The following is a 26217-nucleotide window of genomic DNA, read 5'->3' on the forward strand; positions in this document are numbered from 1 at the left end:
TATACATGGCCTAGTAGTATAAAAAAATATTAAAAATTGCTAAAGATTTTCTTTATTTATTACTCTATAATAATTAATATTATTTTAATAAAAAAGTGAATGATTGAATATGTCTAAATTATTGATTCTTATAGATGTACAGAATGGTTTTGACTGCACTGAAGCAAGAGATTTAATAAAAAAATTTAATAAATGTTCTTTTTCTTTTGATGATGTATGTTTTGCGATGTTTGAAAATAGAAAAAATTCTTTATTTGAAACACAGTTAAAATGGTTGGATTTTCAAAATGAGGAAGATAAAAAGCTTATTGATGGTATAGAAGTCCCTGAAAATGCTCATTTTTCTAATCATCATAATTACACTGTTTATAATGATGAACTGAAAAATATAATTAAAAAATTAAAACCGACAAAGATTTATTTAGCCGGTTTATTCTCAGATGTGTGTTTGCTTAAAACTTCTATGGATATGTTCGACGATGGAATAGTACCATATATTGTAAGGGACTTAAGTGGGTCTCCTCATGGAAATGCTGCTAATGACGTAGCTTTAGCTACTATGGAAGAAGCATTAGGAGAAGGTCAAGTTATACTAGCTAAAGATATTTGATAGCTTAGTAGATAGCTTTTATTAAACAACTCACAAGTGAATTTAATTGTAATGTCCAAATTATTAATTATTGTAGATATGCAAAAAGGATTTGATGATATAAATCCAAACAATATGGTAAAAACTTTTAACAATATTAGCGAAACTTTTGATGACATTTGTTTTGCTATGTTTGAAAATCAACAAGGATCTCTATTTGAAACTAAATTGAAATGGAGAAACTTTCAGAATGAAGAAGATAGATCTTTAATTAATGGTATTGACGTGCCAGAAAGAGCAAAGTTTATTTGGCACTCCACATATACTGTTTATACTAAAGAGCTAAAACAATTAATTTTGAAACTGAATAATCCAGATATATATATTGCTGGGTTATTTTCTAATGTATGTTTAATTAAGCTAGCAATGGATATGTTTGATGATGGAATAGTACCATACATTATAAAAGACTTGAGTAGATCAAACTCTATAGACGGTGTGCATAATGTTGCTTTTGCAACTATGAAAATGGCTATAGGTCCAGATAGAATAATAACAACAAAAGAGATTATTTAACATGCATTATATTTATCAGTTACTTGTTACCTTATTAAAAGATTATCAAACACCTTTAGAAACAGTAGCGGCTATTTGTGGAGTGTTAAGTGTATATTTCTCTTATAAAAGAAATATATTAGTTTATGTGGCTAGTTTTATTTCTTCCATAATTTATGTTTGTTTGCTATATACTTGGCAATTGTTTGGAGATATGTTGCTCAATCTTTATTATTTAATTACTGCTATAATAGGGTTCTATTTATGGATGCGACATCTTGAAGGAGATAGTAAAGTACAAGTATATGTTACTAAAGCAACTAAACATCAGATTAAAATCTCGATTTATATAGGTGTGGCTACACTTATTGTTACTCCTTTTCTTTATGCTTTACAAAAACAAGTATCGGTACTTAATTTGCCAGCCTACTCTTATGTTGACTCATTTGTAACAGCAATCTCTTTTGCTGGGATTTATTTATTAATAAAAAGGGTAATCGAGAATTGGTATTTATGGGCATTAGCAGATATTATTTCAGTGCCTTTATTCATATACAAAGGATATAATATTACAGCTCTTCAATATGCTATATTTTTGGTATTGGTATATTACGGGTGGAAAGAATGGCTTCGAGACTTCAAGCAAAACAGTTCTGAAAATGAAGAAGTTACAAGTTAACTATCTAATGAGTTATTGATAATTTTAGGTTAAAAATATAAGCATAAGTATACTTCTCCAATAAATTATAAGAGTTTTTTTGCTGATGATTATATTGAGTATTGATATTTTTTATTTTAGTGTATAGCTAATATAATTAGATCAAATTTTTATGATAACTCAAAATGATATAGCTAATAGACTTAATATATCTAGAGCAACGGTATATAGGGCATTACGAGATGATAGGAATATCAATCCAGAAACTAAACAAAAGGTTTTAAATTTAATAAAAGAGCTAGGCTATAATAAAAATATAATAGGAAGCTCTTTGGCTAGAAAAAAAGCCAAGAAAATATATGCTTTTATTATAAAGTCACATAATGAAGATTATTGTGCAGATATTAAAAAAGGTTTGATGAATGGTTATGAAGAGCTTAAAATCTATAATATTTCAATTAATATTATTGAAACCAATATAGATGAGCCTGAAGAGCAGGTTAATCAACTTAGAAAAGTAATAGAGCGAGCATCACCTGATGGGATTATAATAATACCTCAATTAAAGAAACAAATTGAACAAATAATAGAGTCCAATCCAAAAATAAAATTTATAGCATTAGATACTGCGATTAATGAAAATATTGTTAGTATTGGTAGTGATTATATTAAAACAGGTAAAATCTCTGCTAATATTCTTGCTCCGTTGCTTAGAAGTAATGAAAAAGTTCTTATTTTAAAAACAAAGAGTGACGAGATATCCTCTAACGACTATTTATTGGGTTTTTATTTAGAAGCAAAAGCTCAGAATTTAAATATGGTAGGGCCTATTTTTATTGAAAATATTTTAGAAAATATAGATTTAATTATAAGTAAATATCTTAAGGAAGGTGTTATAGCGATCTATAGTAATCGTTATTTATCAAAAATTATAGAAGCTATAAATAATCGACTACCTGATATTAAATTATTTGCTGTTACAAGAGGGATGAATACAAATATTTATAACCTTATATCTAAAGGAAAAATACTTGCTACAGTTAGAGAAAACCATACTAGACAAAGTTACTTGGCTATGAGGAAAATGTTTTCTTTATTGCATGAGAATATAGGTAACAATAATGGTGATATAATACATCAAATTATTGGGGCTGAGATTATTTTTAAATCAAATTTAGAATAATTTCTTTTGAGGCTTATAAAGACATCTCCATCAATTATCTATTTTCTAAAAATATAATAAAATTATATAAGTGATTTGAATCTAGCTACTTTTTTAAAAAAATAATTTTTCTTTAGTTCATAAAATATCGCTATGAAAAAGATTGAAGATAGGTGGTTATTTAAAATAATATTTATTTAAGATTAATTTTTTAAATAATTTTATGGGAAACAACTTAAAAAACTTATGGGATGATAAATTTGCTAATACTTTATCTGAACCAGAATTATTACAATACAGATCAAACTTATTGGGTTCTGATTTACGCATTACAAACTATGGTGGCGGGAACACTTCTACAAAGATAGTACAGAAAGATCCTTTGACTCAGAAAAATGAAAGTGTCTTATGGGTAAAAGGCTCAGGTGGAGATCTTGGATCAATTAAACTTGATGGATTTTCAACTTTATACTTAGATAAATTAGAGCAGTTAAAAAAACTTTATCGAGGTTTAGAGTATGAAGATGAAATGGTTGGGTATTTATCACATTGTACTTTTAATTTAAATCCTCGCGCAGCTAGTATTGACACTCCATTACATGCGTTTATTCCATATAAACATGTAGATCATATGCATCCTGATGCAGTTATTTCTATAGCTTGCACGGTTAATAGTGAAGAACTCACGCAAAAGATATTTGATGGAGAACTTGGCTGGTTACCTTGGCAACGTCCTGGGTTTGATTTAGGCCTAAAGCTAGAAGCGTTAGCTAAAGCACAACCACATTTAAAAGGGATTGTGCTTGAAGGGCATGGATTATTTACTTGGGGAGATACTTCTAAGTCATGCTATTTAAATACTCTTGATATTATACAAAAATCTGCAGATTGGTTAGCTAAGAATAATACTAAACCAGCCTTTGGTGGAGCTAAATATAATAAAAATCTTTCGATATCAGAGAGAGAAAGTATTGTTACTACGATTATGCCTTTATTGAGGGGTAAAATTACAGGAAATCAGTCTAAGATAGGCCACTATAATAGCTCACAAGAAGTATTAGAATTTGTTAATTCTAGAGATTTAGATAAGTTAGCCGCTTTGGGGACATCTTGTCCAGATCATTTTCTACGTACTAAGATATGTCCTTTAGTAGTAGATTTTGATCCATCAGATGATTTGGATAAAGCTCTAATAAAAACTACTAAAAAATTAGATGCTCAGTTGGATGCATATCGTGAGAATTATCAAGCCTACTATAATCGATGCAAACATGAAAACTCTCCAGCAATGAGAGATCCTAATGCGGTAGTTTATTTAATACCAGGTGTTGGTATGATCACTTTTGCTAAAGATAAAGCAACGGCACGTATTGCAGGGGAGTTCTATGTAAATGCAATAAATGTTATTAGAGAGGCTAATGGCGTTAGCGAGTATCAAGGACTAGATGAACAAGAAGCTTTTGATATTGAGTATTGGTTATTAGAAGAAGCAAAGCTAAAGCGTATGCCTCCACCTAAAATGCTTTCTGGTAAAATTGCATTTATTACTGGTGGCGCGGGAGGTATTGGGCGCGCGACCACTGAGCGACTTTTGAAAGAAGGTGCTTGTGTAGTTTTAGCTGATATTGATGAAAATTCACTTAAAAAAGTTCAAGAAAGTCTTTCACTACAGTACGGACATGATCAGGTAAGATCTGTAGTATGTGATGTTACAAAAGAGTCTGATATTGTCAATGCTAATAAATATGCTGTGAAGGAGTATGGTGGGTTAGATATTCTAGTTTGTAATGCAGGAATTGCTAGCTCATCAGCACTTGAAGATACAACTTTAGATATGTGGAATCACAATATGAATATTCTAAATACAGGATATTTTCTGACGGTGAGAGAAGGTTTCAAAGTGCTTAAAAATCAAGGTGTTGGAGGTTCAGTTGTATTTATTGCAAGTAAGAATGGTTTAGTAGCATCGCCTAATGCATCTGCTTATTGCACGGCTAAAGCAGCTGAAATACAGCTTTCAAGAGCTGTTGCATTAGAAGGGGCACCGCTTGGTATACGTTGTAATGTAGTTAATCCAGATGCTGTATTAAGAGGATCAAAAATTTGGAATGGTAAATGGAGAGAAGAGCGTGCTTCAGCTTATCATTTAAAGGATGAGGAGTTAGAAGAGCATTATAGAAACCGTAGCTTATTAAAGCGTAATGTTTTTCCTGAAGATATTGCAGAAGCAACTTACTTTTTAGTTTCTGATTTATCAGCTAAGTCAACAGGGAATATCTTAAATGTAGATGCTGGGCATGCACCTTCATTTACAAGATAGCTATCTATTTATTTATTAACTTAATTAATTTTCATAGGTGATTAGTATGAGTAATTTATTTAATCAAAATTTTATCCAAGAGCAGAATAAGCCTTTTCTAGAAGATTTAGAGCAGAGATTTAATGAGCTAGGAGCACATTTAGTAAAACAAAATATCGATATTAATGCTATTTTAGAAAAAGCTAAGTCGTTTTCTATTGCTGTTCCAAGTTGGGGGGTTGGTACCGGAGGGACACGTTTTGCTCGTTTCCCAGGAATAGCAGAGCCTCGTAATATCTTTGAGAAACTTGAAGATTGTAGTGTTATTAACCAGTTAACGCAGTGTACAAGTAAAGTATCTCCACATTTCCCTTGGGATGTTGTTGATGATATGAAAGCTTTAAAAGAATATGCTAATAGTTTGGGTCTTGGTTTTGATTCAGTAAATTCAAACACCTTTCAAGACTATGCTACAGGAAATAAAGTTTCGTATAAATATGGTAGTTTAACTCATACTAGTAAAGAAGTAAGAGATGCTGCAGTAGCTTTTAATATAAAATGTATAGAGTATGGTAAAACATTAGGTAGTGATGCTTTAACAGTTTGGGTAGGTGATGGATCTAACTTTCCAGGTCAGCAGCATTTTTCGAGGTCTTTATCTCGATATCTAGATAGTGCTAAGCAGATATATCAAGCACTTCCTAAAGATTGGCATATGCTTATTGAGCATAAAATGTTTGAACCTTCCTTTTATTCTACAGTAATACAAGACTGGGGAACTAGTATACTTTGTGCTCAGACACTAGGAGACAAGGCAAAATGTCTGGTTGATTTAGGTCACCATGCACCTAATGTTAATATTGAGATGATTGTATCTCGCTTAGCTCAGTTTAATAAATTAGGAGGATTTCATTTTAATGATAGTAAATATGGTGATGATGATTTAGATAGTGGTTCATTACACCCGTATCAGCAGTTTTTAATATTTAATGAATTAATAGATTCAGAGTATTTAAATGGTAATGCTAATCATCCTAGTTATATGCTTGATCAGTCGCATAATGTAACAGATCCTATTGAGAGTTTGATGATATCTGCTGATAGTGTTCAGAGATCATATTTACAGGCTTTATTAATTGATCGTGATGCCTTATACCATTACCAAGAAAATAATGATGCAATGATGGCAAGTCAAACACTTAAGTCAGCTTTTAATATAGATGTGACACCTATTTTACAAAAATCCAGATTAGAGAAAAATGGTGCTATCAATCTTATACAAGCATATAGAGCTAAAAATTATAAAAGTTCTATAGCATCAAAACGTCCACCATTATCTGCTCAAGCAGGTAGTGGAATTGTTTAATCTTTAGGTGGTCTTTAAAGTATGAAATATTATGCTATTTTAGATATTGGTAAAACACATGTCAAATTTCAAGTTCTTAATGATTTATATGATACGGTTTTTGATGTAAGTAGAAAAAATAAAATAATACAACAAGAGCTCTATCCTCATACAGATATTGAAAGTATATGGTCATGGTTTGTTATTCAGCTAAAGCAAATATCTACTTTATATAAGATTTCAGCAATAAATATCTCGGCACATGGAGCAACAGCGGCGGTCGTAGATAGAGATAGTGAATATGGTACTTCAGGACTACTATTACCCATAATGGATTATGAGTGGGAAGGAGTATGTGTTTATGATAAAGAGTATAATCAAATTAGACCAGCTTTTAATAAAACATATAGTCCTCATTTACCAGCAGGACTAAATTTAGGTAAACAACTATTTTTTTTGCAGAGAAAGTATTCCAAAAAATTAAATAGTAATACTGCTATTTTATTATATCCGCAATATTGGGCATGGCGTATGACAGGTAAGCTAATATCTGAGATTACATCATTAGGATGTCATACTGACTTATGGGATATTCAAGCAAATGATTTTTCAAGTCTTGTAAAAAAAATGGGGTGGGAAGAGTACTTTCCTAAACTACATAAGGCAGATGAACCTTTGGGCTATATATCTAAAGAATTTTCAAATGAAACAGGAATTAGTCAAGAGTGCTTAGTTTTTTCAGGTCTACATGATAGCAATGCAAGTTATCTAAGATATATGGATACATCGGGCAAAGTAAAAGAAACAGTTATTTCTACAGGTACTTGGATAGTTAGTTTTTCACCATTTTCATCAGTTGATCAAATTTGTGAAGAACGTGATACTTTGGTAAATATTGATATACACGGTAAAGCTATATGTTGTGCTAGATTTATGGGGGGGAGAGAGTTTGAACAAATATGCAAGATTTTATCAGCATCTCCTAATGCGGATGTAACTCAAGCAGATATTCAAGCAATTATTAATCAAAATATTATGGCTTTACCAAATTTCAGCAGAGGCAGTGGACCTTTTCCAAAAAGAGCATCAGAAATTATAGGCTCACCAAAGAATGGTACTGCATTAGCAATTCTATATATTGCAATGATGATTAACTATGAGTTAGAGCTTCTTGAGAATAAAAGTGACGTTATTATAGAAGGAGCTTTTGCTAGGAACTCACTACTTTGTAGAATGCTATCACAACTTCAAAAAAATGTTAAAGTTTCTGTTTCTACGGATGTAACAGGCGCTATATCAGGCGCAGTAAGTCTATGTATTTCTAAAAAGGATCAAAATAGCCGTCATTTAGTTAAAACATATATCAGTGAACCAACTAGTTTGAATGGGTTATCAGAGTATTATTCAGAATGGAAAATAAAAGCATGTGAGGCATAAGGGGTTAAAATGGAAAATAAAAGTAATCTTAAAAAAGCTACTATTGCAATAGTAGCATCTAACTATTTGGAGTCAGGAGCAATTGTAGCAGGGGCTGCGGGATTATCTCTATGGGTAAATTATTTACATATTAGTGATATTTGGACCGGTTTACTTGGTGCTTTAAGTGCAAATGGTTTTGGGGCAGCTATTGGGGCACTTTTTAGTGGTTATTTGATTGATCACTTTGGTCGCAAATTTATATATAAATATGATTTGCTTATATATATGTTGGGTATCTTGTTGATTATGTTTGCTCATTCATTTGCAATGTTATTAACAGGTTATATTATTGTTGGTATTTCTGTTGGAGCGTTAATACCTGCAGGTTGGACATATATTGCTGAAGAAGCGCCTAATGATAAAAGAGCAGCTCAAGTCGGATGGAGTCAATTTGCTTGGTCAGCTGGACCGGCTATTACTCTATTTTTATCAGTATTATTAGCCCCACTAGGACTACTTGGTAGTCGAATTGTTTTTGCCCATCTATTTGTTATAGCTATAATTACTTGGATATTACAGCAACAGTTAGCAGAATCAAAAATATGGTCAGATCAACAGCTTAAGCAGCAATCTAAAGAAAATCATTTATCTTTTGTGGCATCGTTTAGAGAGCTATTTACATTAATGGTTAATATTAAGGCATTCTTTTTTCTTATAGGTATCTATTTCTTTTGGAATTTAGTTGCAGGTACAATGGGGTATTTTATGCCTTATATATATCAAAAAATAGGAGGGCTTTCTAATGGGTATGCAAATCTACTTCAGGGAGGCTTGTGGATTTTTACTGTTATTTCAACTTATGTGATTTTTATTCGCTTAGGAGATAAAATAAAACGTAAACTATTATTCACTATTAGTTCAGTTATGGGAATTATAGCTTGGGCAATATTAACTTATGGTGGAATGGGGACAAGTGAGTTAATATTATTCATAGTTTTCTGGGGTATCGCTGCTGGATTTAGTGCACAAGCATTTTATGCTTTATTTGCGAATGAGCTTTTTCATACTAAATACCGTGCACAAGCTCAGGGAGTGATGTTTTGTGTTGTACGAGCAGGGGTTGGATTGATTTCATTTGTAGTACCTTTAATGATATCTGATTTAGGGTTTGAAGTATCAGGAACCATAATGATTTTCTTCTTAGCTGTTAGTTTCGCTATAGGTGCTGTTATGATTCCAAAAACAAGAGGTCGCTCATTAAGATCCTTAGAGGAAGAGCGCTATGGAGAATAGTATATTTCTTTTTTGAAAGAAATAATGTTTAATGACTTAATTAACTACTAGAGAATCATATTAAAATAAGGTGAATTTTATGATTATTTCTTCTCCTACTGACTATCGAGAAGCAGCTAAAAAAAGACTTCCACGTTTCCTTTTTGATTATATTGATGGTGGTGCAAATATAGAGCAAACATTACGATCTAATGTGTCAGATTTATCTAAGGTTAAACTAAGGCAAAGAGTCTTAAAGAATGTTAAGGACTTGAGTTTAAAAACCTCTTTGTTTGGTCAGGATTTTTCTATGCCAATTATATTAGCTCCTGTAGGATTAAGTGGGATGTATGCGCGTAGGGGTGAGATTCAACTAGCGAAAGCAGCTAAAAATAGTGGTATTGATTTAATACAATCTACAGTCTCGGTATGTTCAATTGAGGAAGTAACTTCAGCATTAACAGAGCCTGCCTGGTTTCAGCTTTATGTACTTAAAGATCGTGCTTTTATGAAAAATATGTTACAGCGAGCACAGGATCTAGGCATTACAAAGTTAGTTTTTACTGTAGATATGCCAACACCTGGGACACGGTATCGTGATGCACACTCTGGTATGTCAGGTAAGTTTTCTTCTCAAAAGAGAATATTACAAGCTTGTATGCATCCTTCATGGGCTTTTGATGTCGGGCTATTAGGTAGGCCTCATGATTTAGGAAATATATCAACATATTTTGGTAAGAAAATAAATCTTAAAGATTATATTGGTTGGTTGACCAAAAACTTTGATCCTTCGATTTGTTGGGATGATTTGGAGTGGATAAGAGATTTTTGGAAAGGATCATTAATTATAAAAGGAATCTTAGATCCTGAAGATGCAAAAAGTGCTGTGAAGTTAGGTGCTGATGGAATTGTTGTTTCAAATCATGGAGGTCGTCAACTTGATGGGGTGGCTTCATCAGTTGAAGCTTTACCAAAGATAGCTGATACTATAGGAGATGACTTAACAATATTAGTGGATTCTGGAGTGCGTTCAGGTTTAGATGTGGTACGTATGTTGGCATTAGGAGCAAAAGGGGTATTACTTGGGCGTTCTGCAACTTATGCCTTAGCTGCAAAAGGTCAGTATGGTGTTGAAAACTTGTTAAAAATATATGCTCAGGAAATGAAGGTTGCAATGACGTTAACAGGAGTAACCAATATTAGTCAATTAAATAGAGAAAATTTAGATATATAAACATAGAATCAATATTAAAATATTCACAAGAGTTTCTTAAATCAAAAAGTTTTTGCTATAGTAAATATACGTGTCGTTCAACTGTATAATTTCTAATGAAAAAAATATTCGTAGCTTTTATGTCTTTGGTAATGTTATTACCAAGCTTATCAACCATTGCTGCTCCTGTACCTAGCGGTTATGATTTTATTCCTATTCAAGAGGAAATGCAGATTGCTCAACCGGTTGTACAAAAACATGGAATGGTTTCATCACAAGAAGCCTTGGCAAGTGTGGTAGGATTACAAATACTTAAGCAGGGTGGTAACGCTGTAGATGCTGCAGTTGCTGTTGGTTTTGCTTTGGCTGTGACTTTACCTAGAGCTGGTAATCTTGGTGGTGGCGGCTTTATGCTAATACATCTAAAAGATAAAAATAAAACTATAGCTATAAATTATCGTGAAAAAGCTCCTTCTAAGGCTACTAAAGATATGTTCCTTAATAAAAAAGGAGAGGTTGATTATAGTAAAGTTTCTGGATCTTATAGTGCGTCAGGAGTTCCTGGTACAGTGGCAGGGTTGATAGATGCACAGCAGAAGTACGGTAAATTAAAACTTGCTCAAGTAATTGCTCCAGCTATTAAACTTGCAAAATATGGTATTCCTGTAAGTTATGATTTACATCAATCACTAGTAACAGCTAAACCATGGTTAGAAAAGTCCCCTGATGCAATGAGAATTTTTTATAAGAAAAATGGATCTGCCTATAAAGTTGGAGAGACACTAAAGCAGCCAGAGCTTGCTCATAGTTTAGAGCTGATTGCAAAGAATGGTAAAAAAGCTTTTTACCAAGGTGAAATAGCCCACAAGATAGCTGAAAGTATGGCAAAAAATGGTGGACTAATTACTTTAAAAGATCTTAAGAATTATAATGTTGAAGAGATGAAACCGGTTAAAGGTACCTATAGAGGTTATACTATCTACTCTATGCCTCCTCCAAGCTCTGGGGGAGTAGTTTTAATTGAGCTTCTAAATATTTTAGAAAACTTTCCATTAGCTGATTATGGAAATAATAGTGCCAAAACTATCAACCTTATGAGTAATGCTATGAGCTATGCTTATAATGATCGTAATGCAGATCTTGGTGATCCAGATTTTGTGAAAATGGATTTAGCTAAGTTTTTATCTAAAAAATATGCTAAACAGATAGCTAAAAAAATAGATACTGATAAACATATTCCTAGTAAAGATATTAGCACTGTTGATCCTGATGATCATGAGAAGCTACAAACTACACAATTTAGTGTTATAGATAAAGATGGCAATATGGTCTCAAATACATATACCCTAAATTACTCTTATGGTAGTGGTATTATTGCACCAGGTACAGGGATATTTTTAAATAATGAAATGGATGATTTTGCCGCTAAAGTTGGCGTAGCAAATGTTTTTGGGTTAGTTCAAGGTGAAGCTAATACTGTAGCTCCTAATAAGCGACCTTTAAGCTCAATGACACCAACTATAGTGCTAGATAAAAAAGGTAATCCATTCTTAGCGACAGGCTCGCCAGGTGGTAGTCGCATTATTACAACAGTTCTTCAAGTGATTTTAAACATGGTTGATTATAATATGAATTTGCAATCAGCTGTTAATAATCCTAGAGTACATAGTCAATTATGGCCAGAAGAGTTAGGTGTAGAGCAAGGTATATCTGTAGATACAATCAATCTACTTAAGAAAATGGGTAATAATGTAGTACCATATGCAGCCATGGGAGCTGCTGAATCTGTAGGGTCTGATGGTAAATATGTATATGGCGCTGCAGATCCGCGTCGAGCAGGTGCTTTAGCAATAGGGTATTAGTTAGATTTTTTAGCTGGACTTCATATAACATTTAAAAATAACTGGCCAAGTTACGTTATATGTTTTAGATGCCTCGCCCCATGATTTCTTAAGTTTATCGTAAAATCCGAATTTTGTAATTGGGCATTCTTCAAACTTTTCAACATATTCTTTATATGCAGAGAATGATTTTAAAAGTTCTATAAAATCACAAAGGTTCATTTGTTTTATTAGTTTAAACTGAGGAGTACTTAGTTTAGTTAGACTAAGGTTTATATTTCTATAGTGGTTAGTAATATGATTACCACCTATAGGAACATATGGCCAAATTAGCTTAAGGAAATCTTGGTATATTATTTCTATTTGTTTATTTATAGTAATATCATAATGATATGCCCAAATAGCAACTATGCCTTTGGGCTTAAGTATTCTTAAGCATTCTTGTTCAAATTTTTGTATATCAAACCAATGAGCTGCTTGAGAAGATGTTATTAAATCAACGCTTTCATTTTCAAACATGCTTTTATTTTCTGGAGCTTGAAAATATTTGATATTTGGATTAGTAAAAGCTTTAGATAACTGTGCTTTACTGATATCTGTAGCATGAATATCATCTATAAATTCAGCTAATTTAATAGCAGTTTGTCCATTACCAGTGCCACAGTCCCAAGCTTTTTTATGAGTTATAGTATTACTCTTTAAATAATCAATAATTTCAGTAGGAGCTGAAGGTCTAGCTTTTTTATAAGGTTCTGAATTGAATGTTGGCTTAGTATTAATCATAATGTTCCCTTTATAAAATATAAAACTAATTTCAATTAATCATTTTGTTTTGGTGGAGCTGAACTTCCAGCAAGAATTCCTCCATCAACATTTAGCTCTATACCTGTGACATATTTTGACTCATCAGATGCTAGATATAAAGCAGCATAAGCTACATCTTTAGCTTCTCCCATAACTTTCAAAGGAATATCTTGAGCAATAGTTTTAATAGCTGCTTGTTTTTGAGCTTTATCTTTGGGTAGCATCTCATCCCACATTGGTGTTAGTATTGCTCCAGGGTGGATAGAGTTACAACGGATACCATATTGCATATCAGCACAATATAAGGCAACTGATTTTGTGTGATTTCTGACAGATGCTTTACTAGAAGCATAAGCTACAGCTTGAGGTATTCCTACGATTCCAGAGCGAGAAGAAATATTTACTATAGTCCCGCCACTTTCCTTCATAAGCTTGATAGCATATTTACATCCTAATGCTACTCCATCAGAATTTATAGAGTGAATCTTATGCCAAGAATCCATATCTAAATCTTCAGGATTATGAGGGCCAGGACTTTCTATAAAACCTGTAATACCAGCATTATTTACTAAAATATCTAACTTACCAAATTTAGATTTAATATATCTGGTGATATCTATCCAGTTATCCTCAAGGCTAACATCTAAATGCTTATATTCGATGTTTGTAGAATTAAGATCTTTGACAGTTTCATTCCCTAAGGTATCATTTATATCAGAGCAAATAACTATAGCTCCTTCATTAATGAATAGCTCTGTTATTGCTTTTCCAATACCTCTGGCACCACCTGTTATTAAGACAATTTTATTTTCTAATCTTTTCATAAAAATCCTGTAACTTATAAATTATAGGTTAGTTTAGTGTTTTATTTTTTTATATTAAAATGATCTAGCAATTAGATTTAGAATGGAATATTTTAAGGAAGAATTAAAGAGCCCCACGAGCTGCTTTTTTACGATCAGATTCAGTTAGATGTTTTTTTCTTAATCTAATAGATTCAGGAGTGATCTCAACAAGCTCATCATCTTCAATAAACTCTAAAGCATATTCAAGAGTAAGCTTAATTGGAGTAACTAAAGTAAGAGCATCATCTTTACCAGAGGCACGGACGTTAGTTAGCTGCTTACCTTTACAAGGGTTTACAGCTAGATCATTATCTCTACTATGAATCCCTATAATCATACCTTCATAAACATCTGTACCATGAGAAATAAACATTTTACCTCTTTCCTGCAGGTTCCAAAGAGCGAAAGCTACTGCTTTACCTGCTAGCATAGAAACTAGAGTACCATTCTGACGAGTCTCAAGAGTTTGCTTTTTCATCGGTCCATAATGATCAAATACTTTATTTAAAATTCCAGACCCAGATGTGATAGTTAAGAACTCTGTATAAAAACCAATCAAACCACGAGATGGTATTATAAATTCAAGTTTTACACGACCTTTTCCATCTGGCTCCATATTTTTAAGCTCACCTTGACGCAAGCCCATTCTCTCCATTACAGTACCTTGATGTTCTTCTTCGATATCTATAATTGCTTGTTCATATGGCTCATGCTTTTCACCGTCAACTTCCCTAAAGATTACGTGCGGACGAGAAACTGCTATTTCATAACCTTCACGACGCATATTTTCTAGTAAGATTGAAAGGTGAAGCTCACCACGACCAGAGACTTTGAACTTATCAGGATCATCAAGCTGTTCAACTCTTAAGGCTACGTTTGTAAGTAGTTCTTTATCTAAACGATCTTTGATCTGACGAGAAGTTACATACTTACCTTCTTTACCAGCAAATGGAGAGTTGTTAACTTGGAAAGTCATGCTAATAGTTGGCTCATCTACAGAAAGTTCAGGTAATGCTTCTACTTTATCAGGGCTACATAATGTATCTGATATATTCAAACCTTCCATTCCTGTTACACATACAATATCACCAGCCTGTGCTTCAGGTACTTCAACTCTATCTAGACCCATATAACCTAATATTTGTAAGATTCTACCATTACGAGTTTTACCATCTTTACCAACAATAGTTACAGGAGTATTTGTTTTAACTTTACCCCTTTGGATACGACCAATACCAATAGTTCCTGTAAAGTTAGAGTAATCTAATGAAGATATTTGCATTTGGAATGGACCATCTTCATCAACAGCCGGATGCTCAACATTTTCAACAATAGCTTTAAAAAGATCTGTCATATCTTCTTTTTGCTCACCTAACTCATTTGTAGCCCAACCATTAATAGCAGAAGCATAAATAATAGGGAAATCTAATTGCTCATCTGTAGCGCCAAGCCTATCAAAAAGATCAAATACTTGATCAACAACCCAATCAGGGCGCGCACCATCTCTATCAATTTTATTGATAACAACAATAGGCTTTAAACCTTGAGCAAAAGCTTTTTCTGTTACAAATCTTGTTTGAGGCATAGGACCATCAACAGCATCAACTAATAACAATACTGAGTCAACCATAGATAGTACACGCTCAACTTCACCACCGAAGTCAGCATGGCCTGGAGTGTCTACGATATTAATTCTATAATCATTCCATTTTAGAGCAGTATTTTTTGCAAGGATTGTAATTCCTCTTTCTTTTTCAATATCATTTGAGTCCATGACTCTTTCAACTTCTGGACCACGAGTATTTAGAGTACCAGATTGTTGTAATAACTTATCAACCAAAGTAGTTTTACCATGGTCAACGTGTGCGATAATCGCAATATTTCTTAAATTTTCAATCATTTAATTTTACCTATTTTTATAAAATCACAACAATTATAGACTAATAATGATCAAAAGTACCGAAAAACTTGGCTACTTTGAATCTTTGAGTAGTTTTTTGTTTTTGTTATAACCGTAAAGAAAAGTAATAAAACATAAAATATTAAAAGTTGTTGTTATTATCAGGTAATATGCAGAGGGGAAAAATCCAAAACTAATACTAAAGTATAAATTCATACAAGCTACTTGGAGTGAACAAATAGCACTTATTAGAAGTCCTAAGATATAGCCATAAGCTAACAAAACACTACCTATGAATACTAAAAATCCAAAGAAATAGGTGATAACTATAATTATGCTATAAGACAGATGTGTGTTTAGGTTTATATAGCTATAAAAGATCATAAATATCGTTGATAGTATTATTATAGCACTAGCTTGTAAGATATTGTTTTTTGTGATTCTTTGAGGAGTTATCTTGGTTTTATAAGCTATGAGTATTGCTAATACAGGTAGTATTAGATCATTAAAGAAAGGCTTGAGATTTTTGATAAAGTCAAAAATGCTAAAGTCATTAAAATTATAAAAACTAATAAAGTTTACAAATGTTGCTAGAAAATAAAAATACCATGCATCTTTTTTGAAAGAAGAAATTCTTATAGCGAATGCTAATGTGAATATTTGAACAGTCAATAAAAGAAAATATGTTTGCATAAATTATCTTAAATGCACTTATTTTTACAAGATAATTATAGACTAGTAATTATCAAAAGCACCTATAATTTAGCTACTTTAATTCTTGAGAGCCTTTTTATTCTTGATGTAAGCGTATGAGAATATAAATAGATTTATTATATTAAAAATACTACTTATAAGAAACATCGTAATACTTTGAGGATATATTATTTGGTAGTATATGCTCATTATTATCATTTGCACACAATAGATAGAATTTATGAGTAAGCCTACAATATATCCAAATATTAAAAGAGCAGAACCAATAAACACTATAATGCCGAATAAGTCTGAAATAAACATACTAACACTATAAAATGGTGACATAGGTAAGGTTAGGTAATTAAATATCAGCATAAATAGTGTTGTAAGTATAGTAATAATGCCTGCGGGTAATATATTGCTCCTTGTTAGCATTTGTGGTTTGAAACTGTACTTCTTGAGAATAATTATTGCTAGTAGAGATAGTCCTAAGTCATGGCTAAAGGGTGCTAAGCTTTTTATAAAGTCAAGAATGCTAAATTCAGTAAAGTTATAAAAACTGATAAACCCAATAAATGTTCCCAAGAAATAATAGTACCAAGCCTCTTTCTTGAAAGAAGTAATTTTGATTGCAAATAATACTCCAAATATTGATACCAGTATTTGTATCATGTAAAAGCTAACACTCATAATATTCCTATATTTTCTATGTTACTTTAAATTAAATATACTTTTATAAAAATGGTTTTTGAAGTATTTATATATAAAGTTAGCTACTTTTTTAAATACATTTTAATCGATTAGAGATAATTGCTTGAAGCTTATAAATTTTGTTTGTTAGAATATAAGTGAAAGTATTAGTAAAAAGTGAGGCAGATGCTAAATATATATAGAAGGTTAAAAACAAAATTAAAAAAAAGAAACTCATATAATAACTCATATTCCAGTGAATTAATATCGTCTATTCATAGAGCAGATATTAAAGCTACTATACTTTCAATAATATGGGCAGCAGGGCCCGTGACAATTATAGCTATTACATTAGGATATTATTTAAGTCATGGTAGAGGGGTTCCTTTAGTGACTGTAATGTACTTCTCATTTTATGTTTTTTTTGTTGGTTTAGTTGGTTTTATCAGTAAGATAATTTTTGATTCGATAAAACATCGAGAACAAGAAAAAATGCAAGATAGGTTCTTAAGTGTAATGGAAGAATCTTATCAAAATCTCTATCTATCAAAGAAAATGAGTTTAGCTAATCTGACTGACCAAGTTAGAGATAATAGAGTAGCTTATGAAATTCTTGCAAAATCACATCCAACAAGTAAAGAGATATTTTATATTTTTAATCTTCACTTTAGTAAAGAAATGGCAGAGTTTGCAGAGATTATTTATTTACATCAAGAAAATGGTTTTCCTATTGATAATCATGATAATAAACGTAAATTAAGAAGATTTTATAAACAAATATCAAGTAGTCAGAATATTCCAAATGACTTAAAACAGAAGTTTTTAAAAGCACTGATTGGAGAGTATTCAGACTTAAAACAAGGTCTTGAAAGAAAAGCAGGGTTCTTAACAAAAATTTATAATAGTGCAGGACAATATAATCTTTTTGATTTAGATGATGCTAGTAATGCAATTACTCTTTTTATAGAGCTGTTATCAGGTAGAAAAATTTATTACTTTAGAACTATTTCTAAATTTGAAGATGTAAAAAAAGATTACTTATTTACATCAATAGAAAAATTAAGGAGCAAGATAACTCAAAAATATAATCATATTTTGGGGATATATAAACAATGTTTCCTAGTTATGTCTGAAGTAGCTCCAAACTTAGAGCTTAGAGATATTATAAATATAACTGAAGATGTTGAGGATAATATTTCTCAGTTAGAAAGCTCAATAGTTCAACTTCATACAAAAAGATTACCAAAAGATATTAAAAGACAAATCCAGCAAAATAGAAATAGGTTTAATCAAAATATTCGTATAATTAGAACTTTGCTTAAGAGATTAACTGTCTTATTAAATCAATGGCGATCACTAGATTTTGATAAAGATGAAAGACTAAGTAAAAATGTTGAACACGAATTAGCTTATGTATTTCTTGAGGAGAAAATAAGAATGTCGATAGCTTATGAGATGTTTGAATATATGAACCATGAGCATGACTTTTCAACAAAAACAGAACAAATAAAAGCATATGCAAGACAGATCATAAAAGTTTTACAGGAGCCTCTATGTTTAGAAGAAGCACCAGTTTTAACAGCCATAGAAATGTCTAATAGAGCAAATTTGAGTAGTATAAAATTAACTAACTCAACTGCACAAAAACTTAATACAACATATAATTTATGCAGATCTGTGAAGACAAATATAGTTGAAATAAGACGTAGAATAAATAGAGTCTTAGTTGCACAGTATTTGTGATGATTCCTTTAAGAGTCTTCTATATCTATTTATCATTGTGATATTTCCTGATGTACCACCACAATGGATATATATAATTGGTTTAGTTAAGTTATTATAATTTTCTAAAAGAGCTCTCCAAGTTACAGGATCGTAGAGTAGATCAAACTTTATAGAGGTTTGCTGTAAAAGTTTTTTATAAATATTATAGTTTTCTATATCTAGTTGGCCGAAGTTCGTTTGGAATTGAGGTTCTAAAATTTGAGGGTGTTTTAGATATTTATCAATATAGTTAAATTGTTGTTTTAAATATTGTGAGTCTCCTACACAAGGTACTGTAAAAACTTTTTGATTTAAATATTTCTCTAAATATAAAGCTGTTGTGCCAGTCCCTGAAGCAACTACTACACTATAATCTTCGATTTTGTTTTCATTACAGAAGTTTTTGATTTCTAATGCGCAATTAGCAATACCTTCTTCAGCATAAGGGTTCCTACCTCCCTGGTCAAAAAAATATAAATCTTTGGTATTTTCGTATTTAATTTTTATATTTTCTAATTTTAATGATCCGCTAGTTTCAAAAAGTTGCATACCATTTTCTAAAGCGAGTTTTAAATTACCATTTTTATTTTGTCTAAGAAATTTTGGTAGAGGCTTTATCCAATAGTGAAAATTCCAATTTTTAATTTTAGCAAGTTGAGATAATGCCAACATAAAATTAGATTGGTTACCACCAAAAGAAACAATGGTTCTAATCTGTGTGTAGTTATTAGGGTTATTTAAGATATAAGCAAGTTTTCTAGCTTTATTACCTGAAAAGATAGGGTGATTAAGCTCATCTCTCATTATTATGAAATCTTTATTTTCAAAAGAGATCTTTTGAAATAGAGATGATGACATTTTGATTATTATTCTTCTAAAAGTTCAAATTCATCTTTGCCAACACCACAGTCAGGACATTCCCAATCTTCAGGAACATCTTCCCATTTTGTACCTGGTTCAATACCATCTTCTGGCCAGCCTTCAGCTTCATCATAAATCAATCCACAAACGATACAAATATATTTTCTATATTCCATAATTTTATAAAGAGTTAAGTATAAAAGTTGAGCTATTTTATCATTATAAAAGTGGGATATCTAGACTCGCTACACAGAGTTTTCGAAATACTATATTTTTGAGTCATCGACACCAATTTTTCTTGATTTATTTGAGAAATATACAATATTTTGATCAATAAATTGGTCAGCTATTTCTCTAGGAATATCTTTATCTAAGTGTCTTCTTATTAGGCGGTAAAAGGCATCTTGATTTGTTTCATTAAAGTGTTTTTTAAAGGATCTATTAACTACACTATCATAGCAAGCTAAAAATTTCTTAATACGCACTTTAGGGTCTGTATTGCTTGTACCAGTATCGCACTGTGTTGGAGCTGTTGTGGCTATATTGAATCCTTTACGAGTATAATAAGAAGCAATGCCTTTAAATATCCGATCATTACTATATATTGTAATACTAAGATAAGTACGAAAATCTCGATATCTTTCTACATATTCTCCAACTTTAGCGCAAATATAACCATCCATATTATCCTTGTTGCCCTCACCATAAATTATTGGCACAAGTTCAAAGTTTTTATAGATTTCAGTCTTTTTGAAGTTTGACTCTAATTCTTGACTATTGGTAAAGATTATAACTCTATCAAAGTTATTTTCAGATATATGTGAAAAGTTATTATAGTTTTCTGAATCAACTATTGCTAATTTAAGATATTCCATGATTTTACCATTTATGTATCTTTATATTTAATTTTACCTTAAAAGCTATGTAAATTGTGATATTTTGTTAAAATGATACTAAAATAGTAAAGTACTTTATTAGTATGCTAAACTTTAAATATACATACTCTCAGCTATCTGAGGAGTTTTTTTCAGAACAATCTATATATAGGTACCCAGATGCAAAGTTATTACTCTTAAATGAAGACTTCGTAAATGATTTAGGATTAGATTTTTCTAAATATTCTCAAGAGAAATTATTAAGTTTATTATTAGGCTATAGCAGTGAGAAACCTATCGCTCAAGCTTATGCTGGTCATCAGTTTGGTAATTTTACAATGCTTGGTGATGGTAGAGCTACATTAATAGGAGAATACCAAAAACCAAAAGGAGAGCTATTAGATTTTCACCTTAAAGGAGCAGGCTTGACTAAATTCTCAAGAGGAGGTGATGGTAAGGCTGCCTTGGGACCTATGCTTAGAGAATATATAGTTAGTGAAGCGATGTATAACCTAGGTATACCAACTAGTCGTATTTTAGCTTTGATAACTACAGGTGAAAATATCCAAAGGAATAATCTTGAGCAGGGTGCGATTGCTGTAAGAGTTGCAAGTAGTCATATAAGAGTTGGAACTTTTCAATACGCTGCAATTTTAGGAGAAACATATTCGCAAGAGTTACTTGATTATACTATTAATAGACACAAGATTCCTTATAATGGTAATGAGGCTTTGAGTTTGCTTGACTATGTTATAGATAAACAAACTAGCTTGATAACGGAGTGGGAAAGAGTAGGTTTTATTCATGGCGTTATGAATACAGATAATATGACTATTTCAGGTGAGACTATTGATTATGGACCATGTGCTTTTATGGATATTTATGATCCTGAAACTGTGTTTAGCTCTATTGATAGAAATGGTCGCTATGCATTTGCAAATCAGGCATCTATAGCTGGGTGGAATATTGCGAGACTTGCAGAGAGTTTATTGAAATTGATTAGCTCAAATCAGGAAGAAGCTATTGAGTTAGCTCAACAAAAATTACAAGGCTACTCAGAAATTTATAAAACTAAATGGAAGAAAATGTTTCTTAATAAATTAGGTTTGGATAATCAGTCTGATAGTTATGATGAAACTATTTCAAATTTACTTGTAGAGATGTTTAAAAATAAGCTTGATTATACAAATACATTTTATGATTTAGCATATGGGAACTTTGAGAATTTAAAAGCAAAAGGGTTGGAATACTGGCTAGAGTCATTAAAAACTCTAGATTTGGATTATTCAATTATGCAAAAAACTAATCCTGTTATTATTCCAAGGAATCACCAAGTAGAAAAAGCCATAAAATCAGCTGAAGAAGGAAATTTGGGCAATATCTATAGCTTATTAGAAGTTACAAAAAATCCTTATAAGTTTAGTGAGATAAAAAGTAAATATATGGTTGAGCCAATAGGTAAAGAAAAAGTACAGTTTACTTTTTGTGGAACTTAGTTAAATTTTAGTAGCTTTCGTAGTTCTATCAACAATAATTGCAGTAGTCATTGTTCCGTGAATATTTAGAGGTGTTCTAAAACTATCTATAATTGCATCTACACCTATTATTAAGGCAATCATCTGCCAAGGTAAGCCAAAGTAAGAGAAGACTACACCCGCGGCAACAAATGCTGTACCAGGAATCCCTGAAACTCCTAATGAAGCAAGCATACAAATGACAGAAATTAGCAGAACTGTTGAGAAAGTTATATCCATGCCTGTAGCATTCATTGCCATAATTGCCAATACTGCAGGGAATACGCCAGCACAACCATTCATACCTAAAGTAGTTCCCATCGTAGGAGCAAATGTTGCGATACTACTAGAAGTACCATATTTGTTTAGTCCCTCGATAGATAATGGTAGTGTTCCCATGCTTGATCTAGAAGTTGCTGCAACAACCATAGCTTTCCAGATACTTCTGTAAAATCTAACTATATTTGTTCTAAATACAACTAGTAGAATAATGTGCATTACTAAAACTATTGCTAATGCTATATAGCAAGTTAAGATAAAGTATAGAACTGTAGAAATACTATTTTTATCAAGCTCAACACTCATCTGAATCATTAAGCCTAATACACCATAAGGTGTGATAGCTATAATCATTCTTGCTAATTTTTTGATTACAAAAAATGCAGAATCTATCAGATTAATAAAAGGAGCTGCTAGTTTACTATCTTCACGGTGGGCGATTAACATTGAAAACCCAAGTAATATAGCAAATATAACAACAGCCATAACGTTATTATTATTCATTTGCTTAAAGATATTATCTGGTAAGAATCCTAAAATAGTTTGGGATATCGTCGATGTTTGCATATCTTTGTCGACATTACCTGTAATAGAAGAAATATCTATGCCCTGACCTAAATGCATTGTAATTGCTACTATAGCACCAATTGCTGCGCTTATTCCTGTTAGGATTAGTAATATAGCAATTGTTTTGTAGGCGAATTTTATAACATAAGAGCCTTCATAATTTTTAAGGTTTACGATTGAATGTACTATAGATGTTAGAACTATAGGGATAATCAACATCTTAAGTAAAGAAATATATCCATCACCTAGGATATCACTAAGTTGTATAAATGTCTTACTATGTTGGTTAACAACATTGTAAAGTATTCCGATAACAATACCTGCAACAAGGGCTAGTATTGTTCGAAAGTTAAAGCTGTAATTCTTTACTTGTAGAAATATTAAAACAAGTAAAGAAAGTATAAGTATAAAAGCCATATTAACCTCTAAACTGGGAGTGGTAAACTCATGATTTTATCATACTTTACTAATTTAGTATACTATGAATATGACACCTTATCTTATAGTTGCTTAAAATTAAAATGTATTTTTTAAAAAATGAATATTATAATGAAAATATTAAAATTTTTAGATGTAGAGTAATATGTCACAAACACTTATGTATCAAGAAGCTAGTAGTAGTTTTGAAAAGGTAGCAAATCAGCTTAAATTAAATAAGACTATAGTTGAAGATATAGCTAAGAAGTTAAAAGAAAAGGGGATTAAAAGAGTAATTACTGTAGCTAGAGGTAGCTCAGATTGTGTTGCTAATTTTGCAAAATATTTATTTGAAACCCAATTAGGTTTTAGTGTCTCTTCTTTACCACCATCAGTCACAACAATCTATGGCAAAAATATAGGTGATGAGAAGACATTAGCTATAGGCATTTCTCAATCAGGTGGTTCTCCAGATCTAAGGTTAGCTTTAGAAGGATGTAAGAAGGCAGGATGTACAACTTTAGCTATTGTAAATAAGGAAGAGTCTCCACTAGCAGAAAGTGTGGATTTAGTTTTACCAGTTAGAGCAGATGCTGAGAACGCTGTAGCAGCAACTAAAAGTGTTATAACATCATTAGTAGCTTTAGTAAGTATTGTTGCAGAATATAATCAAGATTCATCCTTACTAACAAGTCTACAAAAGTTACCTGAAGCTCTAGAGGAGAGCTTAAAATCAGATTGGTCTAATGCTGTGCAGGAATTAAAAGTTAGTAAAAATATGTTTGTTATTGGTCGAGGCTTTGGCTTCCCTATCGCTCAAGAAATGGCTTTAAAGCTTAAAGAAACATGTGGTATACATGCCGAAGCATTTAGCTCGGCAGAGGTTTTACATGGGCCTTTTGCTCTAATGACCCGTACATTTACTACATTTACTATTTTACAAAGCGATGAAAGTGCCAAGGGTACTCATGAGATTGTGAAAAAAATGACGGATTTGGATGTCAAAACAATTTGTGCTACTACAGATCCACAATCAGCAGCAAAACTACATTTGCATGTAAATGTGGAAATTCATCCAATCCTTCAGACTATTGTTTTATTACAAGAGTTTTATCTTATGGTTAATGAATTAGCGGTGTCTTTAGGTCTTAATCCTGATAACCCTGTAAATCTGAAAAAAGTTACTGAAACTGTTTAATTCTTATAAATCAATTTTAAGGCAAGTTTAGTATGAGTGGATCTATAAAATTAAAGCTTAAAATAGTTACTATAATATTCTTCTCTGCAATGGGTGGAATGCTCTATGGCTATGATATAGGAGTAATAAATAGCGCTTTTCTATTTATAAAAGATGATATACCAATGAATTCATTTGAGACATCCTTACTGGGAGGATCTGTTTTGTTTGGTGGTGCATTTGCTATATTAGTTGCAGGTATAGTAGCTGATGTTATTGGTAGGCGAAATACACTTAAGTTGTCAGGACTTGTCTTTATAATTTCTGTATGGATGATTTATGAATCTAGTAGTTATGAGTTTCTATTAACTTCTCGATTAGTCCAAGGTATTTCTGTAGGCTTTATTACAGTTACTGTACCACTATATCTTACTGAAACAGTTCCTAGTAATATTAGGGGTGTGGCTGTTACATGTTTTCAACTTTTTTTGACAGCAGGAATCTTAATTTCAAATTATGTTGGATTACTATTTGAAAGTACTCGCGACTGGAAAGCGATGTTTTTAACATCACTTATTCCTGCATTAATATTCTTTTTGGGATGTTTCTTTATTCTGAAGTCGCCTAGATGGCTGATACTTAAAAATAAAGATTCAGAAGCAAAAACTGTTTTACAGAACTTCTTTAGTAAAAGTGAAGTGGAGTCTCAAGTTAAACAGGTTAAAGAAACATTAAAAGATAGTGGACAAAGTTTATATCATATCTTTACAAATAAGCATTATGTTTTACCAACTATAATAGTTATTTCTGTGGCGATTTTAAATCAGTTAACAGGTATCAACAGTATATTACAGTACTCATCTAGCTTACTAAAAGAAGCAGGTCTTGGAGGTAATTATGTATCAATAGTCGGAGGGATAACTATTACAGCTATTAACTTCTTGACAACTTTATTAGCTGTTTTTATAGCTGAAAAAATAGAAAGGAAATTTATTGTTACATTTGGGACATTTATGGTAGCTATTACCCTAATATTAACAGGTATAGCATTAGTAATTTTACCTCCATCAAGTATCAAAGGTTGGGTTCTACTTATTGGGCTAATATGTTTTGTATTTTTCTTTGCGATAGGTTCTGGATCATATGTGTGGGTAATATTATCAGAACTTCTTCCTAATAATATTAGAAGTAAAGCTCTTGGTCTTGCTCTATTTTTAAATAGCATGGCTTCTGCAGTATTAGCATCAGTGTTTCTTCCTATAACAGCTAGTTTAGGTGACAGTAGTATGTTTTTTATTTGTGGAGCATTTACATTGCTGTTTGGATTTATAGTATTGAAATTTGTACCAAAAACTACAGGACGTTCATTAGAAGATATCGAAAAAGAATTTATGAAATAATTATTTAAGGGGCTGTCCTAGATAACTAAGTTATGTTAGGATGGTTTTGATGAGAAAAAGTAGATTAAGTTCATC

The 26217-nt window shown here is 31.7% G+C and carries 23 protein-coding genes; 14 read left to right on the top strand and 9 right to left on the bottom strand.

Annotated elements, in window-relative coordinates:
* Positions 1-109: 109 nt before the first annotated feature.
* The 10 genes from F3D62_RS11485 (at position 110) to ggt (ending at position 12374) form a co-directional block, all read left to right on the top strand.
* Complete coding sequence (locus tag F3D62_RS11485; RefSeq protein ID WP_150468391.1) at positions 110-610, top strand: isochorismatase family protein; 501 nt, start codon at positions 110-112, stop codon at positions 608-610.
* 51 nt (positions 611-661) lie between these two features.
* Entirely contained in the window at positions 662-1165 is a 504-nt protein-coding gene (locus tag F3D62_RS11490) for an isochorismatase family protein (protein WP_150468392.1), read from the top strand.
* 1 nt (position 1166) lies between these two features.
* Positions 1167-1823: a nicotinamide riboside transporter PnuC gene (gene pnuC / locus F3D62_RS11495; RefSeq protein WP_150468393.1), complete on the top strand. Its 657-nt coding sequence runs from the start codon at positions 1167-1169 to the stop codon at positions 1821-1823.
* 151 nt (positions 1824-1974) lie between these two features.
* Positions 1975-2985 (top strand): LacI family DNA-binding transcriptional regulator, encoded by a 1011-nt coding sequence (locus F3D62_RS11500; protein ID WP_150468394.1) that lies wholly within the window; start codon positions 1975-1977, stop codon positions 2983-2985.
* Positions 2986-3187: 202 nt separating this feature from the next.
* On the top strand, positions 3188-5284 hold the full coding sequence (locus tag F3D62_RS11505; RefSeq protein WP_150468395.1) for a bifunctional rhamnulose-1-phosphate aldolase/short-chain dehydrogenase: 2097 nt from the start codon (positions 3188-3190) through the stop codon (positions 5282-5284).
* A 46-nt stretch (positions 5285-5330) separates the two neighbouring features.
* Positions 5331-6629, top strand: coding sequence for a TIM barrel protein (locus tag F3D62_RS11510; protein WP_150468396.1), 1299 nt, complete (start codon positions 5331-5333; stop codon positions 6627-6629).
* Between the two features lie 21 nt (positions 6630-6650).
* Positions 6651-8045, top strand: a complete 1395-nt coding sequence (locus F3D62_RS11515) for an FGGY-family carbohydrate kinase (protein WP_150468397.1) — start codon at positions 6651-6653, stop codon at positions 8043-8045.
* Between the two features lie 9 nt (positions 8046-8054).
* Complete coding sequence (locus tag F3D62_RS11520) at positions 8055-9320, top strand: MFS transporter (RefSeq protein ID WP_150468398.1); 1266 nt, start codon at positions 8055-8057, stop codon at positions 9318-9320.
* Positions 9321-9399: 79 nt separating this feature from the next.
* On the top strand, positions 9400-10533 hold the full coding sequence (gene lldD / locus F3D62_RS11525; protein WP_150468399.1) for an FMN-dependent L-lactate dehydrogenase LldD: 1134 nt from the start codon (positions 9400-9402) through the stop codon (positions 10531-10533).
* A gap of 95 nt (positions 10534-10628) precedes the next feature.
* Positions 10629-12374 (top strand): gamma-glutamyltransferase, encoded by a 1746-nt coding sequence (gene ggt / locus F3D62_RS11530; RefSeq protein WP_150468400.1) that lies wholly within the window; start codon positions 10629-10631, stop codon positions 12372-12374.
* Positions 12375-12383: 9 nt separating this feature from the next.
* Here ggt and F3D62_RS11535 read toward each other — a convergent pair whose 3' ends face one another.
* From F3D62_RS11535 to F3D62_RS11555, 5 genes are all read right to left on the bottom strand, one after another.
* The gene (locus F3D62_RS11535) at positions 12384-13136 is read right to left on the bottom strand and encodes a class I SAM-dependent methyltransferase (protein ID WP_150468401.1); all 753 of its coding nucleotides are present in this window, start codon (positions 13134-13136) and stop codon (positions 12384-12386) included.
* 35 nt (positions 13137-13171) lie between these two features.
* Positions 13172-13981 (bottom strand): SDR family oxidoreductase, encoded by an 810-nt coding sequence (locus F3D62_RS11540; protein ID WP_150468402.1) that lies wholly within the window; start codon positions 13979-13981, stop codon positions 13172-13174.
* 103 nt (positions 13982-14084) lie between these two features.
* Entirely contained in the window at positions 14085-15902 is a 1818-nt protein-coding gene (typA, locus tag F3D62_RS11545) for a translational GTPase TypA (RefSeq protein WP_150468403.1), read from the bottom strand.
* Positions 15903-15974: 72 nt separating this feature from the next.
* A complete protein-coding gene (locus tag F3D62_RS11550; RefSeq protein WP_150468404.1) occupies positions 15975-16595 on the bottom strand; it encodes a hypothetical protein in 621 nt (206 codons plus the stop codon).
* A gap of 78 nt (positions 16596-16673) precedes the next feature.
* A complete protein-coding gene (locus F3D62_RS11555; RefSeq protein WP_150468405.1) occupies positions 16674-17270 on the bottom strand; it encodes a hypothetical protein in 597 nt (198 codons plus the stop codon).
* Positions 17271-17474: 204 nt separating this feature from the next.
* Here F3D62_RS11555 and F3D62_RS11560 point away from each other — a divergent pair, with 204 nt between their 5' ends.
* Positions 17475-19031: a hypothetical protein gene (locus tag F3D62_RS11560; protein ID WP_150468406.1), complete on the top strand. Its 1557-nt coding sequence runs from the start codon at positions 17475-17477 to the stop codon at positions 19029-19031.
* On the opposite strand, the gene F3D62_RS11565 is transcribed toward F3D62_RS11560, so the two are convergent.
* The 3 genes from F3D62_RS11565 to F3D62_RS11575 all read right to left on the bottom strand — a co-directional run bounded on the left by F3D62_RS11565 (position 19011) and on the right by F3D62_RS11575 (position 20788).
* Positions 19011-19910 carry a 1-aminocyclopropane-1-carboxylate deaminase gene (locus F3D62_RS11565; protein WP_191092611.1) on the bottom strand — a complete coding sequence of 300 codons (900 nt, stop codon included), beginning with the start codon at positions 19908-19910 and terminating at the stop codon, positions 19011-19013. The genes F3D62_RS11560 and F3D62_RS11565 overlap by 21 nt on opposite strands.
* 8 nt (positions 19911-19918) lie before the next feature.
* Positions 19919-20089, bottom strand: a complete 171-nt coding sequence (locus tag F3D62_RS11570) for a rubredoxin (RefSeq protein WP_013922958.1) — start codon at positions 20087-20089, stop codon at positions 19919-19921.
* 90 nt (positions 20090-20179) lie between these two features.
* Positions 20180-20788 (bottom strand): hypothetical protein, encoded by a 609-nt coding sequence (locus tag F3D62_RS11575; RefSeq protein WP_150468407.1) that lies wholly within the window; start codon positions 20786-20788, stop codon positions 20180-20182.
* Between the two features lie 104 nt (positions 20789-20892).
* Between F3D62_RS11575 and F3D62_RS11580 the strand changes: the two genes are divergently transcribed.
* Positions 20893-22284, top strand: a complete 1392-nt coding sequence (locus F3D62_RS11580; protein WP_150468408.1) for a protein adenylyltransferase SelO — start codon at positions 20893-20895, stop codon at positions 22282-22284.
* Here F3D62_RS11580 and F3D62_RS11585 read toward each other — a convergent pair whose 3' ends face one another.
* Complete coding sequence (locus tag F3D62_RS11585) at positions 22285-23565, bottom strand: dicarboxylate/amino acid:cation symporter (RefSeq protein ID WP_150468409.1); 1281 nt, start codon at positions 23563-23565, stop codon at positions 22285-22287.
* Between the two features lie 166 nt (positions 23566-23731).
* Here F3D62_RS11585 and F3D62_RS11590 point away from each other — a divergent pair, with 166 nt between their 5' ends.
* Together F3D62_RS11590 and F3D62_RS11595 are read left to right on the top strand one after the other, a co-directional pair.
* Positions 23732-24763 carry an SIS domain-containing protein gene (locus F3D62_RS11590; protein ID WP_150468410.1) on the top strand — a complete coding sequence of 344 codons (1032 nt, stop codon included), beginning with the start codon at positions 23732-23734 and terminating at the stop codon, positions 24761-24763.
* A gap of 32 nt (positions 24764-24795) precedes the next feature.
* The gene (locus F3D62_RS11595; RefSeq protein ID WP_150468411.1) at positions 24796-26142 is read left to right on the top strand and encodes a sugar porter family MFS transporter; all 1347 of its coding nucleotides are present in this window, start codon (positions 24796-24798) and stop codon (positions 26140-26142) included.
* The last annotated feature ends 75 nt before the right edge of the window (positions 26143-26217 follow it).

The organism is Francisella sp. SYW-9 (assembly GCF_008711465.1).
GTDB lineage: Bacteria > Pseudomonadota > Gammaproteobacteria > Francisellales > Francisellaceae > Francisella.

Coding starts and splice junctions, on each gene's coding strand:
- F3D62_RS11485 (WP_150468391.1), top strand. CDS start 110: ATGTCTAAATTATTGATTCTTATAGATGTACAGAATGGTTTTGACTGC.
- F3D62_RS11490 (WP_150468392.1), top strand. CDS start 662: ATGTCCAAATTATTAATTATTGTAGATATGCAAAAAGGATTTGATGAT.
- pnuC (WP_150468393.1), top strand. CDS start 1,167: ATGCATTATATTTATCAGTTACTTGTTACCTTATTAAAAGATTATCAA.
- F3D62_RS11500 (WP_150468394.1), top strand. CDS start 1,975: ATGATAACTCAAAATGATATAGCTAATAGACTTAATATATCTAGAGCA.
- F3D62_RS11505 (WP_150468395.1), top strand. CDS start 3,188: ATGGGAAACAACTTAAAAAACTTATGGGATGATAAATTTGCTAATACT.
- F3D62_RS11510 (WP_150468396.1), top strand. CDS start 5,331: ATGAGTAATTTATTTAATCAAAATTTTATCCAAGAGCAGAATAAGCCT.
- F3D62_RS11515 (WP_150468397.1), top strand. CDS start 6,651: ATGAAATATTATGCTATTTTAGATATTGGTAAAACACATGTCAAATTT.
- F3D62_RS11520 (WP_150468398.1), top strand. CDS start 8,055: ATGGAAAATAAAAGTAATCTTAAAAAAGCTACTATTGCAATAGTAGCA.
- lldD (WP_150468399.1), top strand. CDS start 9,400: ATGATTATTTCTTCTCCTACTGACTATCGAGAAGCAGCTAAAAAAAGA.
- ggt (WP_150468400.1), top strand. CDS start 10,629: ATGAAAAAAATATTCGTAGCTTTTATGTCTTTGGTAATGTTATTACCA.
- F3D62_RS11535 (WP_150468401.1), bottom strand. CDS start 13,136: ATGATTAATACTAAGCCAACATTCAATTCAGAACCTTATAAAAAAGCT.
- F3D62_RS11540 (WP_150468402.1), bottom strand. CDS start 13,981: ATGAAAAGATTAGAAAATAAAATTGTCTTAATAACAGGTGGTGCCAGA.
- typA (WP_150468403.1), bottom strand. CDS start 15,902: ATGATTGAAAATTTAAGAAATATTGCGATTATCGCACACGTTGACCAT.
- F3D62_RS11550 (WP_150468404.1), bottom strand. CDS start 16,595: ATGCAAACATATTTTCTTTTATTGACTGTTCAAATATTCACATTAGCA.
- F3D62_RS11555 (WP_150468405.1), bottom strand. CDS start 17,270: ATGATACAAATACTGGTATCAATATTTGGAGTATTATTTGCAATCAAA.
- F3D62_RS11560 (WP_150468406.1), top strand. CDS start 17,475: ATGCTAAATATATATAGAAGGTTAAAAACAAAATTAAAAAAAAGAAAC.
- F3D62_RS11565 (WP_191092611.1), bottom strand. CDS start 19,910: ATGTCATCATCTCTATTTCAAAAGATCTCTTTTGAAAATAAAGATTTC.
- F3D62_RS11570 (WP_013922958.1), bottom strand. CDS start 20,089: ATGGAATATAGAAAATATATTTGTATCGTTTGTGGATTGATTTATGAT.
- F3D62_RS11575 (WP_150468407.1), bottom strand. CDS start 20,788: ATGGAATATCTTAAATTAGCAATAGTTGATTCAGAAAACTATAATAAC.
- F3D62_RS11580 (WP_150468408.1), top strand. CDS start 20,893: ATGCTAAACTTTAAATATACATACTCTCAGCTATCTGAGGAGTTTTTT.
- F3D62_RS11585 (WP_150468409.1), bottom strand. CDS start 23,565: ATGGCTTTTATACTTATACTTTCTTTACTTGTTTTAATATTTCTACAA.
- F3D62_RS11590 (WP_150468410.1), top strand. CDS start 23,732: ATGTCACAAACACTTATGTATCAAGAAGCTAGTAGTAGTTTTGAAAAG.
- F3D62_RS11595 (WP_150468411.1), top strand. CDS start 24,796: ATGAGTGGATCTATAAAATTAAAGCTTAAAATAGTTACTATAATATTC.